The organism is Mycobacterium sp. ML4, assembly GCF_054515735.1.
In genome coordinates, this window is the sequence record NZ_JBTNSY010000002.1 from 235,545 (window position 1) to 259,914 (window position 24,370).

Here is a 24,370-nt window from a genome sequence, read left to right on the forward strand (position 1 = left end):
GTTGCCGTCAGCCGTTGCCGCGGTCGGCAAATTTTCGTCGTCTTCGCAAGCCGGCAACAGCGCAGATAAAGCTTGGCCGCCGAAGTACAGTATCCAGTTCGCCGCATACAATTCCGTCAAATTGCCCCACTGGTCGTCAATCGCAATGCGATAAGCATGGTAACCAGGGGGCTCGTCGACACGACGTCGGTTTGTCCGTTAGCGAGGGCGGCGCGCACCGCGTCTTCCGAAGGGTGATCGAGTGGCGGATGGTCGCCGCTGATATGCGCGCGCAGCGGGCTGACGCGCAGCGCGATCTCGGCCAGCTCGCACAGCTCCGGCGTATCGTCTTCCGACCATGCTGCAAGGCTCAGGATCCCCTGGCGCACTTCGCCTTCGTAACCATCGACGGTGATCTGTCGGCCGGCCAGCGACGCGGCGACTCCCTGACCGCACCCCACCACGGCGACCCGCCCGAGTTCCCGGCTGACGACGGCCGCGTGGCTGGCGGGTCCGCCCACTTCGGTGACGATGCCTTGTGCGGCCAGCATGCCCAGCACGTCTTCGGGCCGGGTGTGGTCACGGACCAGGATGACCGGCTCACCCCGGTCGGCGGCATCCAGAGCCTCCTCGACGTCGGTGTAGGCGGTGCCCGTCACCACACCCGGGCAGGCGGGTAGGCCCCTGGCCAGAAGTGGTGCGCTGAGCCGGGTTTCGGGTTGCAGCGACGGTTGCAACACAGCCTCGACGTCGGCGGGCGTCACCCGCCGCAGCGTCTCGACGTCGTCGATCAGCCCTTCGTGGCGTAGTTGCAGTGCCAGTCGCGCTGCCGCTTGTGCCGAACGTTCCGCGCCGCGGGTCTGCAGCAGCCACAGTTTGCCGTCTTCGACGGTGAATTCGATCTCCTGGACGTCGGAATTGAGCCGTTCGAGGCTGCGAGCGGCGTCCATCAGCTCGTCGAAGACTGCGGGTTGTTCGTCGCGCAGCGCGGTGATCGGTTCGACGTCGACCAGGCCGGACACCACGTCGTCACCCTGGCCGCCGGGCAGCCATTCGCCGAAGGGCTCGTTGGCCCCGGTGATCGGGTTGCGCGACGAGAGCACGCCGGCGCCGGACTTGGCCGCCTGGTTGCCGAACACCATCGCCTGCACGACGACGGCGGTGCCTTGCCGTTCGTCGAGGTTGTAGTGGTCGCGGTAGGCCAGCGCCCGCGGGGAGTTCCACGACGCGAACACGGCCTCGATGCCCGCCCGCAGCTGCGCGTACGGGTCGTCGGACGGCTCCGAATCGGGCGTGACGATGCGCCGGTACATGGCGGTGAACCGGCGGCGGGTGTCGCGGGCGAACTCCACGGAGCCCTGCTCGGCCAGTGCCCGTTCGACGTCGTCGTTGATGCCCAGGTCCAGAATCGTGTCCATCATGCCCGGCATCGACTGGGTGGCCCCCGAGCGCACGCTCACCAGCAGCGGACGTGGTCCCCGTCCGAAGGTGCGAGAGGTCTGCTCTTCCAGCCAGCTCATCCGGTCGAGCACGTCCGCCCAGATCGCGTCGATGGTGGGCCCGGGTTCGGACAGGTAACGCAGGCCTACCTCGGTAGTGATGCAGAACGCGGGAGGTACCGGCAGATTATGACGTCGCATGGTGTCGATGCCGTGGCCCTTGTTGCCGAGGACCTCCCGCGGGTGACTCGATCGGCCGTCCAGTGCTACGACGGCGTTGCTCAGCGTGCCCGCGCGGGAGTGCCGGCCATGCGCGCCACAAGCCAAGTTGCACCCCCTCGTCGTTGCCGGAACGCCCGCAATGGTCCCATACCGATCACCGGGCTCGGCTGCTTGCCGCTGTTGCTTACCCGTTAGTTTTGACGGTATGACTCCCTATGACGTCGCGTTGCTGATCCTGCGACTGGTGCTGGGTCTGACCCTGGCCGCGCACGGCTTGAACAAGTTCTTCGGTGGCGGGCGGATACCGGGCACCGCGCGCTGGTTCGAAAGCATCGGGATGAAGCCGGGCAAATTCCACGCGACCGTCGCCGCCACCACCGAAACGGCGGCCGGACTGGGGCTGGCGGCCGGGTTGCTGACGCCGATCCCCGCGGCCGGGTTCGTCTCGCTGATGCTGGTCGCGGCCTGGACCGTGCACCGGGCCAACGGCTTTTTCATCGTCAAGGAGGGTTGGGAGTACAACCTGGTGCTTGCGGTGACCGCCGTGGTCGTCGCCACCCTGGGCGCCGGGAAGCTCAGCCTGGATCACCTGATCTTCGGCAAGAACTGGTTCGACGGCTGGCAAGGTTTGGCTATCTCGATAGGCCTGGGTCTGGCCGGTGCCGTCGGGCAGCTGCTGATCTTCTATCGGCCGCCGACCAAACAAGCCGGGTAATCCACGCATTACGCCGAAGTGGTGTTGCCGTCCTGACCGAGCACCAACCCGGCGTTGCCGCCGGTGCCGGGTGCACCAGGGGGCGTTCCCGGGCCGCCGTTGCCGCCGTCGCCGGACCTGTGCGAACTGCTGATCAAGAGGCGCGGCTTCGGCTGAGACCTGACAGAGTTGGCGTGCCCGGAGAACGACGCCGGCCATGCCGTCAGACTCAGAATCCCTTGATGCACTTCGCCTTCGTAGCCGTCGACGGTGATCTGCCGACCGGCCGGCGCTGCGGCTGGGGCTGACGACGCCAGCGTGGCTGGCTCACCGCTTCCTTCAGCCGCTCGATGCTCTAGCCTCGGGCTTTCGCCGGGATTTGTTTTGGCGGGGTGGCGTTAACGAAGAATGGTGCTCTGACGAGGATGTTGATTGCTCAAGTCAATATCTCTGCGGTTCAAGGCTAAGGCCCTTGGAAGCAAGTACTGCCCGAGGGATTACCCTAAAGGACCTTAAAGGACACCTAAACCAATTGGACTAACCCGGGCTCTAAACGCATGTGAGCGGCCGATTAGCGAGCCGCAAACGGCGGCGCGGATGCTGCACCCCGACCGCTGAACGCCAAGTACCTCAGGATGACATCACGCGCGCCCGGCGCGGCCGTCGCCCCCGCTCAACCCGCTTCCACCGCCCATACCTCCGCTGCCAGCGCCAAATCTCGCGCCGTCGCCTCCGGCATTTCCAAAGCCATTGACACCGAAGCCGCCTGACCCGCCGGCAGCGCCCCCGCTGCCCGAACCGCCGGCGTCGCCTCCTCCGCTGGTATCGGCAACGGCTCCGCTGCCGCCACCGCCGCCGGTACCGTTCCCACCGGTTCCACCGTTGCCGCCAGGCAACGTGAAGTTACCGGTTCTTCCTACTTCGCCGCCCAGCCCGCCGTTTCCGGCGATTCCGCCGGCGCCGCTCGCTCCTCCGCCGCCGCCCCCACCACCGACCATAATTGAAGGTGCGGACGGTAACACGTAGCCACCGCCACCGCCACCGCCACCACTACCGCCCGCGGCCTGAGCGCCGGTACCACCGGTGCCGCCGCCACCGCCCAAGGCAAAGAACGTACTGCCGAGGACTGCCATCCCGCCGTTGCCGCCGTTTCCGCCGGCGGCCCCAGCGCCGCTACTGCCACCGTTGCCGGTGCCGGTACCTGCACTGCCGCCGGCACCGCCCGCGCCGCCACCGCCCCCACCACCGCCGGCGTTGGGCAGATTGCTCCTGTTGTCGCCGCCGGCGCCCCCGTTACCGCCGGCACCGCCAGCGCCGCCGGTGCCATTGGTCCCACCGTTGGGTGTGCCGCCACCGGCGCCCCCGCTGCCGCCGTTGCCGCCGTCGCCGCCAGTGCCGGCCGCACTTGCAATAGGGCCTCCGCCACCCGTGCCGCCGGCACCGCCCACGCCCCCGTGACCGCCGTTACCAGCGGTGCCGCCAGCGAGAGCATCGCCCCCGGCACCACCAGAGCCGCCGTCGCCGCCCTTCCCGCCTGGGGCGGGCCCATTGGGGAACGTCGCGCCGGCTCCGCCGTTGCCGGCGTCGCCACCGTCACCGCCCACCCTCCCGACGCCTCCGGTGCCACCGTCACCGCCTCTGCCGCCGTCGAATGCGCCGCCCCTGACGTTGGTACCACCGGCGCCACCATCGCCGCCGTTGCCGCCATCGCCGCCGACGCCGGCCACACCTGCTGCTCCGCCGAATCCCAGGGAGGAGGATCCGCCCGCACCGCCGGCACCGGCGTTACCACCAGTTCCACCGTTACCCCCCGGACCGCCTGCAGCTCCCAGTGCAGCGCCGTTGATGCCGGGGAGTCCGTCGCCACCCACCCCCCCGTTGCCGCCCACCCCGCCCGCGCCGCCGGTGCCTAAGATCCCGAATGCAGAGCCACCAGCGCCGCCCTGACCGCCCACCCCGCCCGCCCCGCCCGCTAAAGCGCTTGCGGTGTTACCCAACGCGCCGGTCCCGCCGACGCCGCCCGCGCCGCCAGCGCCACCGGCCCAACCGAACAGCGCGCGGTTGGCGCCCCCGACACCGCCCGCCCCACCGCTACCAGCGGCACCCGTCGGGCCGACGGCGGCACCACCGGCGCCACCGACACCGCCGGCCCCACCGAAACCGCCCAGGTATCCACCGGCGCCACCATTGCCGCCCACCCCGCCCGCGCCGCTGCCCACACCGGTGCCACCGGCGCCACCGACGCCACCACTGCCGAACAGCACCGCGGAGCCACCCGCTCCGCCGCTGGCGCCCGCGCCACCGGTCCCACCGGCGCCGCCGTTACCGAACAGGCCGGCAGCGCCACCGGCTCCACCGGCCTGAGCGGCAATCACGCCCGACCCGCCGGTGCCGCCATTGCCCCACAGCAGACCTCCCGGCCCTCCGGGCTGCCCAGGCCCACCATTGGCACCGTCGCCGATCAACGGACGCCCCAGCAGGAGGTTGGTCGGGGCATTGACTGCGCTCAGAATTTCCTGCTCCAGGGTTTGCAGTGGCGACGCAGCGGCGGCCTCGGCTGTCGCGTAGGCGATCCCTGCCGAATTCACCGCCTGCGCGAAGCGTTGGTGAAACAGCGTCGTCTGCAAGCTCAGCGCCTGAAAGTCGGCACCGACACGGCCGAACAGCGCCGCGATCGCCGCCGACACCTCATCTTGCGCGGCGGCGACGATCTGTGTAGTCGGTAGGGCGGCTGCCGTATTCGCCCCCCGAATCATGGTCGCGAGACGGCTCAAGTTTTCGGATGCTGCGCTCACGTCCCCCGGCACGGCCCACACGAAAGACGCCACCCGAGCTTCCCTTCGTCAGGCTCAGCCCGATGGCCGAGCGCATTCTCGATCAGGTCGGGCACACTACTCCCAACAATTCCGGATCTTTGTCCAACATTGGTTCATTTTCAATCATTTCTGAGCGAACCAATCGTGAGCCATGGGACGCAGGTGCGAATGGGCTGGCGGAGGGGCCGAGCGCAATGCGCGGGGCTAGGCTCTGGTACTTCCTTCGATGAGTGAAAGCTGGGCGAAAGTGATTTGGCGGGGTTTAGGCGTCGGCCTCGACAGGGTAGGTCACCCCCGTCAGTTCCTCGGACACCGCCCACAGCCGGCGCTGTAGGTCTGTGTCACGCGACTGTGCGCTGGAGGCAACGATTTTGGGGTGACCCTCATCTCCTGGAATCCCTCGGGTCCGAAGTACTGACGGGTGTGCGACTCGCACGATCGCCGGCCGCGGCACCAAGGGGCGGCAGCTGTCGGCTGCGGAGGTGGGCAAGGTGCGCGCCCAATTGGCCAACTACCAGCGGTTCGCCGACGTGGCCGAGCAGATCGTGGCTGTCAACGAGGAGATCTGTGAGGCGCGCCCACCGAACCCGGCGGCGTCGGGGCCCCCGGCCGCACCGACGGGGGACGAGAAAGGGGGCTCCGTGACCAGATCGCCGCGGCGTTCGCGGCCGAGGTAGAACGGCTGGCCGCGCTGGCGGCCGACGCGCTGGGCTCCGGTGCGGGCGTGGCGCCGGTGGAGCTGGCGATCCGCCCCGCGATGATCCAGCCAGGCGCCGAGTTGCTGAAGCAATTGGTGGCCACCATACCGGGCACCGCGGGCCGCGGATCGACTGCGGGAAGGGGCATCTGACCGAGTTCGTCGGCTACCGCGACAAACAGCTCGACACCGTGCTGGGCCGGATCACCGTGCGCCGTTGCTGGTATCACTGCACCGGATGCGAACACGGGATCGCCCCCCGCGACGAGGACCTCGGCGTCACGGGCGCCTCGCTGTCGCCGGGTCTGCGCTCGATGACCGCCCGCTCCGCGGCCGCCGAACCTTTCGCCGCGGCCGCTGAGCTACTCGCCCACCTGGCCGGAATCCGCTTGTCGGCCAAACGGATTGAACGCTCCGCCGAAACCGACGGCGCCGCCGCAGCCGAGCGGCTCGCCGCCGGGGCTCCCGCGATCGCGCGCGGGCAGGTCAGCGTGCTGCCAACCCCCGCCGACCGCGGCCAAGCGCCGGACAAGCTCTACATCGCCATCGACGGCACCGGGGTGCCCATGGTGCCCGCCGCGGTCGCCGGCCGCGCCGGCAAGGCACCCGACGGGCGTGCCCGCACCCGCGAGGTCAAACTCGCTTGCCTATTCACCCAAACCACCGTCGATGAGGCAGGCCGACCGGTGCGCGACCCAGAGTCCACCAGCTACCTGGGTAGCTTCGCCCCCGCCGCCGAGTTCGCCTCCCTGGTGCACGCCGAAGCCCGCCGCCGCGGGGCCGATCACATCCGTCAACTCGTCGTCCCGGGCGACGGGGCGCAATGGATCTGGAACCTAGCCACCGCGATCCTGCCCCGGCAAGAACTGGTTCGACGGCTGGCAGGGGCTGGCGATCTCGCTGGGCCTGGGCCTGGCCGGGGCTATCGGTCAGTTGCTGATCTTCTACCGGCCGCCGGCCAAAGAAGCCGTCTGACTAGGCGGGTCATTGTCGGCCGTCGTTGCCGTTCTGACCCAGTAGCTGCCCGCCGGTGCCGCCGGTGCCGGGCTGTCCGGCGGGCGTACCTGTTCCGCCGTTACCGCCGTTACCGCCGTCGCCGACCAGCACGGCCTTGCCGCCGTTGCCGCCGTTGCCGCCCTTGCCGCCGAGACTGTCCGCTCCGGCCGCGCCGTTTCCGCCGTTACCGATCACTCCGGCCGTGCCGCCGTTGCCACCGGCACCACCTGGGTCGCCGAGGACCGCGGCGCGTCCGGCGCCGCCGGCGCCGCCCGACCCGATGAGCGCGCCGCCATTGCCGCCGTTGCCGCCGGCCGCGCCGGTGAACCCGCCGCCGCCGCCGACGCCGCCGGCCCCACCGTCGCCGAAGAACATGCCGCCGTTGCCGCCGGAGCCGCCCGCCCCGCCAGTGCCGACGCCGTTGTTGTTGCCACCGGCGCCGCCGGTCCCGCCCGCGGCGCCGAGGCTCAGCATGCCGGCGTTGCCGCCGTGCCCGCCGGTGCCGGCGGTGGTCTGGCTGAATCCGCCGGAACCGCCGTTGCCGCCGCCGCCGAACAGCCCGCCGGTGCCGCCGGCCCCGCCGGCTCCGCTGCTGCCGTTGAGGTTGCTGGCTCCGCCCGCTCCGCCGTCGCCGCCGCTGGAGAACAGGCCGCCGGTGCCGCCGCGCCCGCCGTCTCCGCTGGTGAAGCTGAACCCGCCGTTCCCACCCACCCCGCCGCTGGAGAACAGGCCGCCGGCGCCGCCGACCCCGCCGCCCCCGCCCGTGCCGATGGGGTTCGCACCGGGTGTGAAGCTGGCGGCGCCGTCGCCGCCGTTGCCGGCGGCGCCGGCGAGCATGCCCGCGTTGCCGCCGGCTCCACCGCCTCCGCCGGAGCCGGTGCCCGATGCATGGCCACCGGCGCCACCGGTTCCGCCGGAGCCGAACAGCGCGCCGTTACCGCCGGCTCCGCCCATGCCGCCGCGCGGGCCGGCCGGCGAGGAGCCGCCCGCGCCGCCGGCGCCGCCCGCGCCGAACAGTCCTCCGCCGGCCCCGCCGTGCCCGCCGACGCCGCCCGTGCCGACAAGCGTGGGCGTTCCGGAGCCGCCGTTACCGCCGTTGCCGAACAAGAGCCCGCCGTCGCCGCCGGCTGCCCCCGTTCCCGTAGCCCCGTTGGCGCCGTTGCCTATCAGCGGGTGCCCGGTAAGGGCCTGGATGGGCGCGTTGACGCCACTTATCGCCTGCTGCTGAAGCACGTGCAGCGGGTTGGCGCTGGCGGGTGCGTTGAAGCCGTCCACGCCCAACAGTTGACCGCTGATGCCGCCGGCGCCGCTCTGGCCGCGGGTCGTGCCGAGGCCGCCGTTGCCGCCGTTGCCGCCGTCGCCGATCAGCATGCCGTTGCCGCCGGCGCCGCCCGCGCCGCCGGTGGTGCCGGGGAGCTCGCCGGAGCCGCCGCTACCACCGTTCCCACCATTGCCGATCAGCCCGGACCGGCCGCCGGAGCCGCCGGCGCCGCCCAGCGCCGTTCCGCCATTGCCGCCGGCACCGCCGGTGCCACCCGAACCGGTGAGCAGGCCGGCGTTGCCACCGGCGCCGCCCTTGCCGCCATTCGTGGGGCCGAACCCGCCATTGCCGCCGGTCCCGCCCTCGCCGAAGAGCAGGCCCGCGTTGCCGCCGGCGCCGCCGGCGCCGCCGCTTCCCGTTCCCGAGGTGATGCTTTCGCCGCCACTGCCGCCGGCGCCGCCGGCGCCGAGGCTGAGCATGCCGGCGTTGCCGCCGGTCCCACCGACCCCACCGCTGACCGCGCCGTGTCCGCCGCTGCCGCCGGTGCCGCCGGCCCCGAACATCCCGCCGGTCCCCCCGGCCCCGCCGAGCCCGCCGGTCCCACCGGTGCTGGCTCCACCCGCCCCGCCGGCCCCGCCGGCCCCGAACATACCGCCCGTTCCACCGGCCCCGCCGGCACCGGCGGTCCCCCCAATGGTGGTACCACCCACGCCGCCGGCCCCACCGGCGGAGAACAGGCCGCCGGCCCCCCCGGCGCCGCCGGCCCCACCGGCTTGGGTGATGCTGTCAGCGAGCCCGCCGGCGCCGCCGGTCCCGGCCGCACCGAACAGCAGGCCGGCGTTGCCGCCCGCGCCGCCGGCCCCGGCGGCCGCCTGTGAGTTCCCGCCGGCCCCCCCGGTGCCGCCGGAGCCCAACAGGCCCGCGGCCCCCCCGTGACCGCCGGTCCCGCCCGGGCCGGCCAGGGAGGTTCCGCCGGCACCACCGGCCCCGCCGTTGCCGATCAGCCCGGCGGCGCCGCCATTGCCGCCGGCACCGCCCGCTGCCCCGCCGTTGGTGCCGGACCCGCCGGCGCCACCGTTGCCGAGCAACCACCCGGCGGACGTTCCATTCTGCCCCGTGCCGGGCGCGCCGTTGGCGCCGTTGCCGATCAGCGGTCGACCGGTCGCGGCCTGGATGGGCGCGTTGATTCCGTCGAGCAGGCCCTGCAGCGGGGACACGCTGGCCGCCTCCGCGCTGGCATACATCGCGCCGCCGGAGTTCAGCGTCTGCACAAACTGCTGGTGGAAAAGTTCCGCCTGGGCGCTGAGGGCCCGGTACTCCTGCGCGTGTCCGGAGAACAAGGACGCCACCGCCACCGAAATCTCGTCGGCTCCGGCAGCCGCCAGATTAGTGATCGGCGCAGCAGCCGCCGCGTGGGCGGCGCTCAGCGCCGATCCGATGCTCTGCACGTCCATAGCCGCTGCCTCAAGCAACTCGGGGGCCACCAAAACAAACGACATCACTGCACTCCTGCTCGTCGTGGGAATTGAGTCAAGAGTGCGTAACGCTGCGCCGAAGATCGTCAGTCAGAAGGCGTAGATAGCGGGCGGTGGGGGTCGTAGATCCGCCCTCAGCCGTGGGAAGCGCCTTCGTGAGCAAGCTGCACACGTGAACTGATGCTCAATTTGGCGTACACGTGCGTCAGATGGGTTTGCACCGTCCGCCGGGAAATGAAGAGCCGCGCGGCAATCTCGCTGTTGGCCAGTCCCTCGGCGACAAGCCGGACGACATCGCGCTCGGTGGGGGTCAGCGATGCCCAGCCGGTGGCCGGGCGTTTGCGTTCGCCGCGTCCGCGCCGCACGTACGCGATGACTTCATCGAGCGAGAGACCGGCCCCCTCCGCCCAGGCGTCATCAAAGACCTTCTCGCCCAGGGCTTTACGCATTGTCATCACGGTTTCCCGGTGGTGCGCGTCGTAGACCTTGAACCGAACCGAACCGAGACCGCGGCGAATCTCCGCGGCCGCGCCGAATAGTCGCGCGGCGTCCCGATGCCCCCCGCCGTCTGCGGCCAGCCGGCCCAGGCATTCGAGTATGTCGGGCACGGCCACGTGCGCCCCGCATTCCGCAGCGCAGGCGAGCGCCTGCTGGGCATCGCGTTCGGCGTGATCCGGCTCCTGCTTAGCGATCTCGATGCGGGCGCGCGTCGTCAACGCCCGGGCCAGATGCCAGCCCCCCGACGCCGCGACCTCCTCGTCGGCCCACCGTCCCGCGGTGGCCAGATCTGCGCGCGCCAGCGCCACCTCGGCCATCGGGTTCATATTTGCTCCGGCGAGTTCACCATTCACGCTCAGCCGCTCCCTGGCGGCCTCGCAAGCGGCCTCCGCCGCCGCCACATCACCGGCGGCCACCGCGGTGGTCGCCAGCACCACATAGCTGAATCCCTCGTTGAGCGGCCACAAATCGGCGGCGGCGGCCAGGGATGCACGAGCCGTGGCCCTGGCCGCGTCGGTGTCACCGCGGAACGCAAGCGCGGCGCACAGGGCGAGTCGGCTGCCCCAGCGGAACAGCACATCGTGCGCCGCATCGGCGTCGGCGGTCACCGCGCGAAATTGGGTGATCGCCCCGGCCAGGTCGCCTTGCATCGTCTGCGCCAACCCGAGCGTCCACCGGCACGAGCGGGCATGGAACAGATCGCCAATCTCGACGGCAAGATCAAGGCCCTCGCGGGAAGCCGCATGGCAGGCGACCGGGTCACCGGCGCTGTACGCGCCGTAGGCCTGCCACGTAAGAATTTGTGCCAGCCGCCAGCGGTCGCCGACGTCGGGGGCAATGCCGATCGCCTCCGCCAGATACGGGCGGGCCGTCTCGGGGCTGTAGGAGCTGATCGCGCCGCAGGCGGTGAGTGCCCGGGCCAGCAGCGCTGGATCGTTGATCTGGCGGGCGATTTCGACCGCTTGCTCCGCCTCATTGAGGTTATCGGGAGCACTGCGCGACGCGTCCAGGGCCGCTTTGTCGGCCAGCGCTCGCCCACGCACCAGCGGCGAGACACCGGACAGGGCGCTGCGATCGCTGAGCACCGCGTCGAACCAGGCCAGCCCCTCCTGGATGCGGCCGCGCGTCAGCCACAGCGGCTGCAGAGCGGACGTGAGCATCAGCGCCGGCTCGATCTCGTCGTTGCTGCGGCACCACGCGAAGGCCGCCCGCAGGTTGTCGATCTCGATCTCCACCTGTTCGATGCGCCGCTGGTGCTCGCCGTCGGTGGGGCTGTCCAGCAGGGCGGCCATCCGCCCGTAGTGGTCACGGTGGCGTGCGCGCAGCGCATCGGACTCACCAGACTCCTGTAGCTTCTCCAGCGCGTAGTGGCGCACCGTCTCCAGCATCCGAAAGCGGGTTCGATCGTCGGAATTGTTCGCCAGCACAAGCGATTTGTCCACCAGTGAGGTGAGCTGGTCCAATATCTGATGCCGAGCCAGCTCACCACCCGAACAGACGGTCCGGGCGGCCTGGTGGTCGAATCCGCCGCTGAACACGGCCAGCCGGCGAAACAACACCCGCTCCGGTTCGGACAGCAGTTCGTGCGACCAGTCGACCGATGCGCCCAATGTCTGGCGGCGAAGCGTCGGCGTGTCGGGCGTCAGCAGCCGGAAGCGGTTGCGCAGCCCGTCCAGGATCTCGCTGAGCGACATCACCCGCACTGCCGCCGCGGCAAGTTCGATCCCCAGCGGCAACCCGTCAAGGCGGCCACAGATATCGTTCACGGCGGCAGCGTTGGTGATGCTGAAGTCGGGCCGAGCCAGCCGGGCGCGGTCGACGAAGAGTTCGACCGCTTCGTCGGAGATCGACAGCGACGGCACCCGCCAGGTCAGTTCACCGGGTACTCCGATTGGGGCGCGGCTGGTGGCCAACACCGTAAGCTGCGGGCATGCCCGCAACAGGTCGCGGACCAGTGCGGCGCACGCTTCGACCAGGTGCTCACAATTGTCCAGAACCAGCAGCGCGTCCCGGCCGCCGACGAAACGGACCAGGGTGTCGATCGCGGAACGGCCGGGTTGGTCGGGCAGACCCAGTGCGCGCAGTGCCGCCACCGGCACCACCTCCGGCTCGCTCACCGGCGTGAGATCCACGAACCACACGAGGCCCCCGAACTCGGCCGCCGACTGCGTGGCGATCTGGGCCGCGAGCCGCGTCTTGCCCACCCCGCCCGTACCCGCCAGGGTGACCAGCCGGTTGTCGGCAAGAAACTTGCGGATGTCGTTGATCTGCGCGGCGCGACCGACGAAGCGGGTCAATTGCATCGGAAGACCATGGGGCGCAATGGTTGTCGCGCAATGTAGTGGGGGAAACTCGACCCGCAGGTCGGGGTGGCACAACTGCGCCACGCGTTCGGGGCGGGACATCTCGCGCAAGGCGTGGGTGCCGAGGTCGGCCAGCCAGACGTCGTCGGGGAGATGGTCGATAACCAGATCGTGGGTGGTGCCCGAGACCACGACCTGGCCGCCGTGCGCGAGATCGCGCAGCCGCGCGGCGCGGTTGACGGCGGGACCCGTGCAACAGCCCGAGTCGCCCAACTGCACTTCGCCGGTGTGCACCGCGACACGCAACTGGACCGGCGCGAGCGGTGCCTGCTGCAGATCGAGCGCACAGGCCAGCGCATCGGTGGCCCGGGCGAATATCGCCACGAACGTGTCGGCGCCGCCATCCTTGGGATCTGGCGTGACCGGACCCAGCCCGCCATGGGTCGCGATCATGTCAACCACCGCGCTCTCCAGGCGTTCGGCCTCGGCCAGCCTCAACTCGGGCGAGGTTTTCCAGGGCGGCGTCGAGCGTTCGGCGTCGGCGAGCAATAAAGTCATCGTTCTCGTCGGCAACAATTCGCTCACGCACATCTCAAACCCGGTTCACACTGCCTCTATGCCGCGCCCTTAACTACCCCAGTGTCACGCACTTGGGGCGCCAACGGTTCACTTTGAGTCAGAAAGACGGTGCTTGCCGGCAAAGGCGAGCACCGGCTACGACGAAGCCGCTGCCGATCTACGACCCCTTGGCCGATGATCTACAACCTCTCACCGGACGTTTCGTCAGCCGCTGACCCGGATCCGACGGCGGTGGTGCCACGGCGCGGTGGGGGAGCCTGACTCCGTTTGCCGTTCCGCGGGTCGATTCGGCCGCACTCGCGGGTCTGGCGACCACGAACTCGACCGCGGTGACCCCGGCCGTGCACGGCGTGGTGTCAGCGGCTCCCGCATTGGTGGCAGGAGCGTAGTGGTCAGCGCGCAGCCCCGCGGCGCAACCGACTACAACGATGCCGATTGTGCCGGTGCCGATGATTTTACGAACCAGAATCGGTTAAGTCTGGGCCGCAATCACTTCGGCCGCGGCCCGCTCGCCGGAGCGAATCGCGCCGTCGATCCAGCCGCACATGACGGCTGAGCTTTCCGTGCCGGCCCAGTGCACCCGGCCGCAGGGTGCCCGCAGCGCGTGGCCGTACTCGGTGAGAACGCCGGTCGGCGTATGGCTGATCATGCCGCCGCCGGAGTAACGCTCTAGAGACCAGTTCTGTTCATGGTATTCCATTGGCGTACGCGCCTTTTCCCCGAACCTGTCGACGAGTTCACCGACGATGACCATTTGGCGTTCAGACTCGGTGAGGTCGGTGAGCCGGCGGGCTGCGGGTCCCTCCGTGATGGCGCACATGATCCCCGGATTTCCGGTGTCGGTGCACGCATCGATCGTCAGCGTGGCCGGCGTTCCCGGCGCGGCCGACTGACCGGACAATCCCTCGGCACGCCAGAACGGTTCGTCGTAGATGACGGAGGTCTTGATGACAGCGCCGCTGGGCATGCGCTGGTTCAAGAATGCGCGGTCCGCCGGCAGCGCCGGTTCGTAGACGATCGAACTGGCGATGGCCATCGGGATCGCCACGATGGCCCGGTAGGCGCGCACCGAAAACCCGTCCGACGCGACCGTGACTCCGTCGGTGTCCTGAATGACGGACCGAACCGGTCGCGACAAGTGCAGTGCCTCACCGAGTTCGGCCACAATCGGTCGGTAGATGGCGCCCATCCCGCCGACCGGCCTCGCGTCCTGCGCGCCACCCTTGCCCGAGATGACGAACGTCGGGCCACCACCGGAGGACATCTGCAGCAACATCCACAGCAACGACACTTCAGCTGACGTCGACGTGTAGGTGCCGCCCAGCACCATGTCCAGCATCTCACGCGCCGGCTTGGACAAGACGTTGCGCTCGAGCCAGTCGCCGACACTCATCCGGTCCCACTCGGCGGCCTCCGTGGCCTCCCAGGGGGCTTCGCGCGGAATCGTCTTGCACATCTGCTCGACACTCATCAAGCCCATGCCCAGGTTGGCAATGGCCCATGGACTCATCGACCACGGCAGCTTCCCGCCGTAGCGGCGCTTCTTGCCGTCGACGATCATCATCGCGTCGCCGTCGTTGTGCTGCTTGTATTCCGGCACGCCGAACTCCCGCATCAGCGCGTAGATCCGGTCCTGGCCCGGTCCGATCCATGCACCGCCGCGGTCGACCCACACCCCGTCGTCGCGGGTCACGGTGAAAGTGCGCCCACCGACGCGTTCGCGGGCCTCCAGCAGCGCCACCGAGTGACCGGCCTGCTTCAAGCGCAGTGCTGCCGTCAGGCCCGCGAAGCCGGCTCCGACAACGCAGTAGTCGACATCCGTCATGCCCAGCAAGCTACACCGATCGTCGGGCCGCTGAACTGGGTTTCGGAATACTCGCTGACCCTGTGGGCCGGATATGCTGGTGCGGAACAGGATTGAGACATTGAGTTGGCGGAGTTCGCTCGAGGCGGCCCGACCGGCGGTAGTCGATCCCGCCGAGGCGCTCATGTCGCTGATACCTGGGCAACCACGGATCTCCGGGCGGAGTCAGAAGTATTGCTGTAGCGGTCCTTTCGCGCCCCCTCTAGTCACATGGACCCCACCCGTCGCTGAAACCGGCGGCTGTCGATGTGCCCGCCTCATAGCGACAGTGTTCGTAGCCGCCCAGTTGTCGCTCAAAGGCGGGCAAACGCCGCACCGGCTTCGCCGGAGACGCCTGTGGCCAAAGTGACCAGGCATCAGGGTCCGGTGAAACCGGAATCCGTTGCAGGCGAAAGCCTATCCGAAGATCCCAGGCGGAATGACGGGCGCTTTGTCCAGCACCGACGGGTCCACCAGCGGGTTGAGCGCACCGAGCGTCCCGGCAGTCATCGTCGGGAGGCCCTGCACCACCGACAGGAACCGCTGCTGTTCGGCGTCATCGATCACCCCGCCGGCCAGGCCGGTGAACTTCGCCATATACTGCTCCCGTTCAAAAGGCCGGGCTCCCAACGGATGTGCGTCGGCGACGCTGATCTCGTCGACGAACACCCGACCGCCTTCCATCGTGACCTCGGCGCGGGCGCCGAATGCCTTCTCCGTGGGGTCGGGGGAGTGATAGCGCCTGGTCCACTCCGGGTCTTCGACCGTGGAGATCTTGTGCCACAGTTCGACCGTGTCGGGCCGGTGCGACCGCTGGGGCGCATAAGACCGTTCGTGGTGCCAGGTGCCGTCCTGCAAGGCAACCGCGAAGACGTACATCGCCGAGTGGTCCAGCGTTTCGCGCGAGGCATCCGGGTCGAATTTCTGGGGATCACCGGACCCGGTCCCGATCACGTGGTGCGTGTGGTGACTGGTGTGGAGCACAACCGATTCGATCTGGTTCAGATCGCCGATCTGCCTGCGCATCCGACGGGCGAGATCGATCAGCGCCTGGCTCTGGTATTCAGCCGAGTGCTCCTTGGTGTAGCTCTCCAGAATGGCGCGCTTGGGTTCGCCTGCCTCGGGAAGCGGCACCCGATAGGTGTGCTCCGGCCCGGCCAGCAACCAGGCGATCACTCCGTCCTCGCCCTCCCAGATGGGGGCCGGTGCTTGCTCGCCGCGCATGGCACGGTCGACGGCCTCGATGGCGACCTTGCCGGCCCACGCCGGGGCGAACGCCTTCCAGCTCGAAATCAACCCCTTGCGCGATTGCCTGGTGGCGGTCGTCAGGTGCAAAGCCTGACCGATCGACGAGTAGATGGTTTCCTGATCGAGACGCAGCATCGTCCCCAGGCCCGCGGCCACCGCCGGACCCAGGTGCGCGACGTGGTCAATCTTGTGCTCGTGCAGGCAGATTCCCTTGACCAGAGCGATCTGGACCTCATATGCGGTCGCCAACCCGCGGATCAGATCCGCGCCCCCCAGGCAAAGATGCTGGGCTACGGCCACCAGGGGTGGGATGTTGTCGCCGGGGTGCGAGTAGTCGGCCGCCAGGAACGTGTCGTGAAAGTCCAGTTCGCGGACCGCCACGCCGTTGGCCCACGCGGCCCATTCCGGTGAGTATCGGCCCGCGACGCCGAACACGGCGGCGCCCACCGGACGCGGGTGCGCAACAGCCTGGGCGCGCGCGGTGGTGACGGGACGGCGGATCACCGAAGCCGCTGATACCGCCGCGTTGTCGATGATGCGGTTGATCACCATGGACTCGGTGTCGGCCGGCACGGCTACCGGGTCTGCGGCTACTTCGGCGATCTTCCAGGCCAGGTGTTCGCCGCGGGCAAACTCCTCGGCGCTGCGTCGGGCGCGAACCTCATGAACGCGCATGGGGCCGTCGCAAAGTCAGCCTAGCCCGGCCCGCCGTACTGCCACACCAGGCTGTGGGTGCCCGTCATGGTCGGGTTGCACCACATCGTCTTGCCGTCGGCGTCCTGGGCGGTCGCGTGCAGCACCGTGCATGAATCACCCGGGGACGGCGCCTGCGCCTGCGCCGGAGCGCTGGCGGCGACGAAAGCGACTGGCAAGGCGGCCCCCGCGAGCGCCCGCCTCAGGTACCGAGGTCTACGCATGCTCCCACTCCCTTCCCCACCTCCACCTCACGGTATCGCCCGCCGCAGCGGCTGACAAAGGATTGGGTGCGGCAGGCGGCGCATACGACTCGACGCTCTAGTCTGTCAAACCATGGGATTTCTCAAGCCCCAGCTGCCCGAGGTCGACATCGCCGAGTGGAGCAAGGGCACCCGCAGCGAGAAGATCCGCCCGATGGCCCGGCACTGGGCCGAGGTGGGCTTCGGCACGCCGGTGGTCATGCACATGTTCTACGTCGTCAAGATCCTGCTGTACATCTTGCTTGCTTGGTTGATTGTGCTGAGCACCAAAGGTATTGACGGATTCACCAACGTTCGGGCCTGGTACGCCGAGCCGATCGTCTTCGAGAAGGTCGTGTTGTACACGATGTTGTTCGAAGTGGTCGGGCTGGGCTGCGGCTTCGGGCCGCTGAACAACCGCTTCTTTCCTCCGATGGGTTCGATCCTCTACTGGCTGCGGTTCGGCACCATTCGGCTGCCACCGTGGCCGGATCGCGTCCCGCTGACCTTCGGCACCAAGCGCAAGCCGGTGGACGTCGCGCTCTATGCCTTGCTGCTGGTGCTGCTGGTGACGGCGTTGTTCACCGATGGCAGCGGGCCGATACCGGCGCTGGGCACCAAGGTCGGGGTGCTGCCGGCGTGGCAGATCGTTGCGATCCTGCTGGTGCTGGGTGCGACGGGCCTGCGCGACAAAGTGATCTTCCTGGCGGCCCGCGGGGAGGTTTACGGCTCGCTCACCGTGACCTTCTTGTTCGGCGGTGTCGACATGATCGTCGCGGCCAAGCTGGTCTTCCTGGTGATCTGGATGGGCGCGGCCACGTCCAAACTCAACAAGCACTTCCCGTTCGTGATCTCCACGATGATGTCCAACAACCCGGTGTTCCGGCCGCGGTTCATCAAGCGGATGTTCTTCGAGAACTTCCCCGACGACCTGCGGCCCGGGCTCTTGTCGCGGATGTTCGCTCACGTCAGCACGTTCATCGAGATGTTCGTGCCGCTGGTGCTGTTCTTTTCCCACGGCGGCTGGCCGACCACGGTGGCAGCGATCGTGATGGTGTGTTTCCACCTGGGGATCCTGACCGCGATTCCGATGGGGGTGCCGCTGGAGTGGAACGTCTTCATGATCTTCGGCGTGTTCGCGCTGTTCGTCGGGCACGCCCAGCTAGGCATCAGCGATGTGAAAAACCCTGCCCCGGTGGGCATCTTCATCACGCTGATGGTGGGAATCGTGATCGCCGGAAACATGTTCCCGCGCAAGATCTCGTTCCTGCCCGGCATGCGCTACTACGCCGGCAACTGGGACACGACGCTGTGGTGCATCAAGCCGTCAGCGGCCGACAAGATCTCCCGGGGCATCGTGGCGATAGCCAGCATGCCGCAGGCCCAGCTGGAGCGGTTCTACGGCAAAGACCGCGCGCAGATCCCGATCTATCTCGGGTATGCGTTCCGCGCCATGAACACCCACGGTCGGGCTTTGTTCACGCTGGCGCACCGCGCGATGGCCGGACAGAACGAGGACGACTACGTCATCACCGATGGGGAACGCATCTGCAGCACCGCCATCGGCTGGAACTTCGGTGACGGCCACATGCACAACGAGCAGTTGATCGCCGCGATGCAACGGCGCTGCCAATTCGAGCCGGGTGAGGTGCGGGTGGTTCTGCTCGACGCACAACCGATCCACCGGCAGATCCAGCGATACCGGTTAGTCGACGCCGCCACAGGCGAATTCGAACGCGGCTACGTGCGGGTGGCCGACATGGTGACCCGCCAGCCCTGGGCCGACGACGTGCCGGTCCACGTGGAGTCCGACTAGGGCCAGCTAATGCCGCGAGCAGACACAAAATCGCACGTTCCGGCCCGCCGGAACGCGATTTTGCGTCTGCTCGCCAGCGGGGGCGCTAGGCCTCCGACCGGACCTGGTGTGCCGCGGCGACCATGTTGCGCAGCGATGCCGTCACCTCGTCGACATTACGGGTCTTCAATCCGCAATCCGGGTTGACCCAAAGCCGTTCCGCGGGAACGGCTTTCACCGCGGCGCGAAGGGACGCCGCCATCTCGTCGGTGCTCGGCACCCGCGGGGAGTGGATGTCGTAGACGCCAGGGCCCACGCTGTTGGCGAAGCCGACCGCGTTCAGGTCGTCGAGCACCTCCATGTGCGAGCGCGCCGCTTCTATGGAGGTGACGTCGGCGTCCAGATCCGCGATCGCGCCGATCACCTCGCCGAACTCCGAGTAGCACAGGTGGGTGTGGATCTGGGTCGAGTCGGCCACACCCGAGGTGGCCAACCGGAAAGAGCCTACGGCCCAACGCAAGTACTCGTCCTGGTCGGCCCGGCGCAGCGGCAGCAACTCCCGCAGCGCCGGCTCGTCGACCTGGATCACCGCGATGCCGGCGGACTCCAGATCCACCGTCTCGTCCCGGATCGCCAGCGCCACTTGATCGGCGGTGTCGGCCAGCGGCTGGTCGTCGCGGACGAACGACCACGCCAGAATCGTCACCGGCCCGGTCAGCATGCCCTTCACCGGCCTATCGGTCAGCGACTGCGCATAGGTGATCCAGTCGACCGTCATCGGGTGGGTGCGCACCACATCGCCGAACAGGATCGGCGGCCGCACACAGCGGCTGCCGTAGGACTGCACCCAGCCGTTGTGGGTGGCGAAGAACCCCTCCAGCTGCTCGGCGAAGTATTGCACCATGTCGTTGCGTTCGGGCTCACCGTGCACCAGCACGTCGATGCCCAGTTGCTCCTGCAGCGCGATGACGTCGGCGATTTCCTGCTTCATCCGCCGCTCGTACTCGGCCTGGTCGATCTCGCCGGAGCGCAAGGCGGCCCGGGCGACTCGGATCGCCGAGGTCTGCGGGTAGGAGCCGATGGTCGTGGTCGGCATTACCGGCAGCTTCAGACGGGTCTGCTGGCTCGCGCGGCGGTCGGCGGGATCCCCGCGGTGCACGCCGGACGCGACGATCGTCTGCAGGCGGGCCCGGAGCCGGTCGTTGTGCAGGCGCGGGTCGTTGCGACGCGAGGCCACCGCGGCGTCGGACGCCGCGACCTCCTCGGCGACGGCGTCGCGTCCGTCCCGCAGTGCCCGGGACAGCACGACCACCTCGCGCACCTTCTCCGCCCCGAACGCCAGCCAACTGCGCAGGTTGTCGTCCAGGTCGGTCTCGGGCTCCAGTGAGTACGGCACGTGCAAGGTCGAGCACGACGTAGACACGGCGACGGCCGCCGCCGATCCGCGCAGGGCCGCCAGCTTGCCCAACGCCGCTTGCAGATCGGTGCGCCAGATGTTGCGGCCGTCGACGATGCCGGCCACCAGCGTTTTGCCCGCCAACTCCGGCACCGCCGCCACCGCGGTATCGGGGCCGTAAACGAGGTCGACGCCGATCGCCTCGACCGGCGTGCGGGCCAGCCCCGCCAGCGAGGCGCCCGGGTCGCCGAAATAGGTGGCCACATGGATGGCCGGCCGGTTGGCCACCGTGCCCAGCGCGTTGTAGACGGCCTCGGCCAGCGCGGGAGCGTCGGGGGAGATGTCGGTGACCAGCGCGGGTTCGTCGAATTGGACCCACTGGGCGCCGTTGTCGGCGAGCAGCGACAGCAGTTCGGAGTAGACCGGCATCAGCTCCTGCAGCCGCTCGATCGGTGCGCCCGCGCCGTCCACCGCCTTGCTCAACAGCAGGAAGGTGACCGGCCCGACGATCACCGGACGTGCCGGGATACCTTGCGCCAGTGCCTCTTTCAGCTCGGAGAGCACCTTGTCGGGGTTCAGCGAGAACCGGGTCGAGGGACCGATCTCGGGAACGAGGTAGTGGTAGTTGGTGTCGAACCACTTGGTCATCTCCAGCGGGGCGACGTCGTCGTTGCCGCGCGCGGCGGCAAAGTAGCGGTCCAGTTCGTCGGAGACCCGGCCGACCCGCACCGGTAGCGCCCCGAGCAGCACCGAGGTGTCCAGCATCTGGTCGTAGTAGGAGAAGGTGTTGATCGGCACCGAGTCCAGGCCGGCGGCGGCCAGGTCTGCCCAGGTGTCGCGGCGCAGGGTGGCGGCGACGGATTCCAGGTCGGAGCGGCTGGTACGGCCGGCCCAGTATCCCTCGGTCGCGCGCTTGAGTTCGCGGCGCGGGCCGATCCGGGGAGAACCGGTGATGGTGGCGGTGAATGGTTGAGCGGTCACAAGCGGTCCTTCATTCGACGGTGTGGACACCGCCCGCGGACGCGCAGCCGACAGTCGGGGCGATGCGCTGGTGCTCTCTAGAGCCCGCGTACCACAACGGCTGGCTGCCAAACGCCCATTCCACGAGGCGATGTGCCGCCGGACGCGGCGCGCCCGGCACAGCTGGCAGGTCTTCGGACTCACAGGCGCGCACCGAAGCTCCTACTGGCCGTCGCTTCCCAGTCCTGCCGGACCAGTGCATGTGACGGCGGTCGTTCCTGCATACCGCTGCGGGACAGTCCCGGATTCTCACCGGGTTCCCTCTCACGAGACGGACACGCCTCGCTCGATGCCGGCGTCACGAGGGCGCCGGCAGACCAGTTGCGAGGCCAACGCTACTCCGCGGGGCGGGTCTGGCTATCGTGCGGTCGCCAGCGCGACGGCGATCGGGACGTCGCCGTTGTTGAAGTCGATGGTGCGGCGGATCGTCGCGTCGTCGGCCAGAGCGCCCGCGACGACTGCCGCTACGTCCTCACGTGACACCTCGCCCTTGGCTTTGCCCACCGCGATGTGTCCGGTGCCGGGATCGAGGGTGAGCCGGCCCGGGCCCAGCACGGTCCAATCGAGATCGCTGGCCCGCAGGTGGGCGTCCGCGGCGGCCTTCGCCTCGGCGTAGGGAAAGAACGAATTCTCCGGCGAGACGCCATGTCCGGGGCCCGCGCCGAAATACGACACCATGACGAACCGCTTGACGCCGGCATGGCCGGCGGCGTCGATCACCCGGATCGCGGCGTCTCGGTCCACGGCGTAGGTGCGCGCCGGGTCACCGCCGCCTGCCCCGGCGGTGAAGACGACCGCGTCGTGCCCGGTCAAGAGGTCGGCCAGGGCGGCGGTGTCGAGTTGCTCGATGTCGGCGGTGATCGACTTGGCGCCGGTGGCCGCGACCTCGTCGGCATGGTCGGGGTTGCGGAACACCGAGCTGACCTGGTCCCCGCGCGCGGTCAGGATTCGGGCCAGATGCAACGCGACCTTGCCGTGGCCGCCGATAACGATGATGTGCGCCATGATTCGACGCTACCCGCTAACGCTTCGGGCGAATCGTGACACCGCGCAGGACGGTGTCACGGGCCAGGATGAGCGACGAGCGGGTGCCTATCGCGCGCAGGATGTTCTCCGGTATCCACTGCATGCCGATGATGCAGCGGGCCAGCATCGTGATACTGGGCGCGTCGATCCGAATCTCCGACGATCGAATACCTTCGGATAGAAGCGATTTCATCTGCCGCAACCGAGTCGTATACAGCCAGCCGGGGTTGGCGGTGTTCGGAGGCGACTGTCGCATCCAGGCGAGCTGGATCCGGAACTCGTCGGAGAACTGGTCCAGCGCATTGACGTTGACCCAACTCAGCGCGTCCAGCTTCTCGACGGGGGTCGCCTGGGAACGCAGCACGTCCACCCAGCCGGCTTCCACCTTCTGACCGAAGGAACGCATGATCGACGCCAGAAGTTCGTCTTTGGAACCGATGACGCGGTAGACGGTGCCGGTTCCCAGACCGGCCGCCGACGCGATGTCTCTGACCGTGGTCACTTCATATCCCTTGCGGCCGAACTCTGTTCGTGCCACCGCCCGCAGGTGCGCCGCTTTGTCGCTCGGGTCGGCTTCGCTGTCGTCGGCCCAGGATGAGATGACGTCGCCGGCGGCGGCAAACGCCTTCGACCGGTCCAGGGCCCGGTCGGTGGGCGGCCGAGACGCCAGTCCCTGCAGGATGATTCGACACATCAATGCGGCCACCTGGTCGGCGGAGGAGTTGTGCCGTATCACGTCCAGTCCGACTTGGAGCATGGTCTGACAGATCCGGTCGGCCAGCGTCGAGAGATCGATGTCGGCCTTGATGTAGCCGCTCCACCGGGCCGCGCGCAGCGTCTGCAGCATCGCCTCCTGGATGGCGACCGGCCGCTGCTGCGTCAGCTTCATCAGTTCGGGATCGGCGCTCGGGCCCTCGTAGAAGGACATCTGCAGGGCGGCCCGATGCCGCACCGCACAATTGGCGATCGCCGATCCGAGCTCGACGATCTGCACGGCGGCGGGCCGGTTGTCCGGTTCGTCCAACCTGGCTTGAGCACTCTGTCCGATCCGGGTCAGGTCGGCTTGATAGCGGCGGATGAGTTCGACAAGGATCGCTTCCTTGGACTCGAAATGGTGATACAAACTGCCCGGGAGAATGCCTGCCGCGTCAGCGATCTCCTGCAGTGAGGTCCGCAGGCCCGACGAGGCGATCAGCGACGCCGCGGTCTCGAGGATCTCGGTCCGGCGTGTTCCGGAGGCGGTTGCGCTGTCGGTCATGGCCGGCTGGGCGGGTTCCCAGCGGGGCGCGTTGAGGGCACCACGGCGAATCGTCTCCCTGCTGACCAAATGTTTGGTAGAGGCTAGAGGCTATCAGAGGGGGCGCGCCGACTGCGCTCGTTGCGCCCATGCGCTCCTTTCAGGGGCTGCGGTCAGCACCCGGTTGCCTTCGCCGAAAACAACAATGCCGCTCACCTTGATCGGAAGCGTAATGTCACCGCGCGATGTGAGGAGTAAATGCGATCGTCCGGGTCGGCCGCCGCCAGCATGGGGCAGCTCCGGTCGGCTGCCCGCGCACTGTTGCTGCGCAGACGACCTTCTGCTCGCGGTCGGCGAGGCGACCGCCAGCACCTCCACACACGCCGGTGCCGAAGTCGAGATGACGGTGACCGCCGAGATCGTCGACGACGAGCTGACGACTGCCCGCGTCGCACGGGAATCGCGGCCACGGCTTTAACCCGATGGATGCGCGCCCTGGTCGACCGCGTTACCATCACTCCCTCGGACGGGGGAACCACGGTGACACATATCAAGAGTGCGCGCATGACATCCGCCGCAAGGATGGTGCCCTAGTGACCGAGCCGCTGCTGAGCGTGACGGTTGATCTCGCTCAACAACCACGCGTCGTCACGGTCATCGGTGAAATCGACCGGGCAAACGTCGAGCAGTTCACCAGCGATGTGGCCCGGGCAACGGCCGACGCGCCGCGAGTCACCCTGGATATCTCTGGTGTCTCCTACTGTGACAGCGCCGCCGTGCGGGCTCTGTTCGGCATCGCATCCACTGTCGAGGTGACCCTCGTCATCTCCCCGACGGGCCCGATCAAAACGCTGCTGAGAGTTTCAGGGCTCGACCAGGTCGTCACCGTGAACGTCTCGGACTAGCAACAG

17 protein-coding genes, 3 pseudogenes and 1 riboswitch are annotated in these 24,370 nt (G+C 68.9%); of the genes and pseudogenes, 6 read left to right on the forward strand and 14 right to left on the reverse strand.

The features are described from left to right. Positions 1–116: 116 nt before the first annotated feature. Positions 117–1,745 carry a pyruvate, phosphate dikinase gene (locus ACX9NE_RS03125; RefSeq protein ID WP_459359848.1) on the reverse strand — a complete coding sequence of 543 codons (1,629 nt, stop codon included), beginning with the start codon at positions 1,743–1,745 and terminating at the stop codon, positions 117–119. Between the two features lie 100 nt (positions 1,746–1,845). Between ACX9NE_RS03125 and ACX9NE_RS03130 the strand changes: the two genes are divergently transcribed. Beyond that, positions 1,846–2,355, forward strand: a complete 510-nt coding sequence (locus tag ACX9NE_RS03130) for a DoxX family protein (protein WP_459359847.1) — start codon at positions 1,846–1,848, stop codon at positions 2,353–2,355. 8 nt (positions 2,356–2,363) lie between these two features. Here ACX9NE_RS03130 and ACX9NE_RS03135 read toward each other — a convergent pair whose 3' ends face one another. The 4 genes and pseudogenes from ACX9NE_RS03135 to ACX9NE_RS03150 all read right to left on the reverse strand — a co-directional run. After that, positions 2,364–2,492, reverse strand: a complete 129-nt coding sequence (locus ACX9NE_RS03135) for a hypothetical protein (protein WP_459359846.1) — start codon at positions 2,490–2,492, stop codon at positions 2,364–2,366. Between the two features lie 48 nt (positions 2,493–2,540). After that, positions 2,541–2,633 (reverse strand): annotated as a pseudogene (locus ACX9NE_RS03140) (hypothetical protein); the annotation flags it as partial. Between the two features lie 342 nt (positions 2,634–2,975). Next, on the reverse strand, positions 2,976–5,090 hold the full coding sequence (locus ACX9NE_RS03145; protein ID WP_459360058.1) for a PE family protein: 2,115 nt from the start codon (positions 5,088–5,090) through the stop codon (positions 2,976–2,978). 322 nt (positions 5,091–5,412) lie between these two features. Further along, positions 5,413–5,570, reverse strand: a pseudogene (locus tag ACX9NE_RS03150) (short-chain dehydrogenase); the annotation flags it as partial. 17 nt (positions 5,571–5,587) lie between these two features. Between ACX9NE_RS03150 and ACX9NE_RS03155 the strand changes: the two are divergent. Together ACX9NE_RS03155 and ACX9NE_RS03160 are read left to right on the forward strand one after the other, a co-directional pair. Continuing rightward, entirely contained in the window at positions 5,588–5,827 is a 240-nt protein-coding gene (locus ACX9NE_RS03155; RefSeq protein WP_459370686.1) for a hypothetical protein, read from the forward strand. 47 nt (positions 5,828–5,874) lie between these two features. Continuing rightward, entirely contained in the window at positions 5,875–6,000 is a 126-nt protein-coding gene (locus ACX9NE_RS03160) for a hypothetical protein (RefSeq protein WP_459359845.1), read from the forward strand. A 494-nt stretch (positions 6,001–6,494) separates the two neighbouring features. Here ACX9NE_RS03160 and ACX9NE_RS03165 read toward each other — a convergent pair whose 3' ends face one another. After that, on the reverse strand, positions 6,495–6,671 hold the full coding sequence (locus ACX9NE_RS03165; RefSeq protein WP_459359844.1) for a hypothetical protein: 177 nt from the start codon (positions 6,669–6,671) through the stop codon (positions 6,495–6,497). Between the two features lie 34 nt (positions 6,672–6,705). On the opposite strand from ACX9NE_RS03165, the pseudogene ACX9NE_RS03170 reads away from it, so the two are divergent. After that, positions 6,706–6,822 (forward strand): annotated as a pseudogene (locus ACX9NE_RS03170) (DoxX family protein); the annotation flags it as partial. Positions 6,823–6,831: 9 nt separating this feature from the next. On the opposite strand, the gene ACX9NE_RS03175 reads toward ACX9NE_RS03170, so the two are convergent. From ACX9NE_RS03175 to ACX9NE_RS03195, 5 genes are all read right to left on the reverse strand, one after another. Continuing rightward, positions 6,832–9,603, reverse strand: coding sequence for a PE family protein (locus tag ACX9NE_RS03175; protein WP_459359843.1), 2,772 nt, complete (start codon positions 9,601–9,603; stop codon positions 6,832–6,834). A 110-nt stretch (positions 9,604–9,713) separates the two neighbouring features. Beyond that, a complete protein-coding gene (locus ACX9NE_RS03180; RefSeq protein ID WP_459359842.1) occupies positions 9,714–12,965 on the reverse strand; it encodes a helix-turn-helix transcriptional regulator in 3,252 nt (1,083 codons plus the stop codon). 466 nt (positions 12,966–13,431) lie between these two features. Continuing rightward, on the reverse strand, positions 13,432–14,784 hold the full coding sequence (locus ACX9NE_RS03185) for a flavin monoamine oxidase family protein (protein WP_459359841.1): 1,353 nt from the start codon (positions 14,782–14,784) through the stop codon (positions 13,432–13,434). A gap of 435 nt (positions 14,785–15,219) precedes the next feature. After that, complete coding sequence (gene prpD, locus ACX9NE_RS03190; RefSeq protein WP_459359840.1) at positions 15,220–16,725, reverse strand: 2-methylcitrate dehydratase PrpD; 1,506 nt, start codon at positions 16,723–16,725, stop codon at positions 15,220–15,222. A 20-nt stretch (positions 16,726–16,745) separates the two neighbouring features. Beyond that, positions 16,746–16,967, reverse strand: a complete 222-nt coding sequence (locus tag ACX9NE_RS03195) for a hypothetical protein (RefSeq protein ID WP_459359839.1) — start codon at positions 16,965–16,967, stop codon at positions 16,746–16,748. Between the two features lie 112 nt (positions 16,968–17,079). Between ACX9NE_RS03195 and ACX9NE_RS03200 the strand changes: the two genes are divergently transcribed. Continuing rightward, positions 17,080–18,801 carry a DUF3556 domain-containing protein gene (locus tag ACX9NE_RS03200; protein WP_459359838.1) on the forward strand — a complete coding sequence of 574 codons (1,722 nt, stop codon included), beginning with the start codon at positions 17,080–17,082 and terminating at the stop codon, positions 18,799–18,801. 85 nt (positions 18,802–18,886) lie between these two features. Here the strand turns inward: ACX9NE_RS03200 and metE are convergent, their stop codons facing one another. The 3 genes from metE to ACX9NE_RS03215 form a co-directional block, all read right to left on the reverse strand. Further along, positions 18,887–21,157 carry a 5-methyltetrahydropteroyltriglutamate--homocysteine S-methyltransferase gene (gene metE, locus ACX9NE_RS03205; protein ID WP_459359837.1) on the reverse strand — a complete coding sequence of 757 codons (2,271 nt, stop codon included), beginning with the start codon at positions 21,155–21,157 and terminating at the stop codon, positions 18,887–18,889. A 157-nt stretch (positions 21,158–21,314) separates the two neighbouring features. Then, positions 21,315–21,522: riboswitch (cobalamin riboswitch) on the reverse strand. A 31-nt stretch (positions 21,523–21,553) separates the two neighbouring features. Then, positions 21,554–22,201: an SDR family oxidoreductase gene (locus ACX9NE_RS03210; protein WP_459359836.1), complete on the reverse strand. Its 648-nt coding sequence runs from the start codon at positions 22,199–22,201 to the stop codon at positions 21,554–21,556. Between the two features lie 16 nt (positions 22,202–22,217). Then, a complete protein-coding gene (locus ACX9NE_RS03215; RefSeq protein ID WP_459359835.1) occupies positions 22,218–23,480 on the reverse strand; it encodes a TetR/AcrR family transcriptional regulator in 1,263 nt (420 codons plus the stop codon). 572 nt (positions 23,481–24,052) lie between these two features. Here ACX9NE_RS03215 and ACX9NE_RS03220 point away from each other — a divergent pair. Next, positions 24,053–24,364, forward strand: a complete 312-nt coding sequence (locus ACX9NE_RS03220) for an STAS domain-containing protein (RefSeq protein WP_459359834.1) — start codon at positions 24,053–24,055, stop codon at positions 24,362–24,364. The last annotated feature ends 6 nt before the right edge of the window (positions 24,365–24,370 follow it).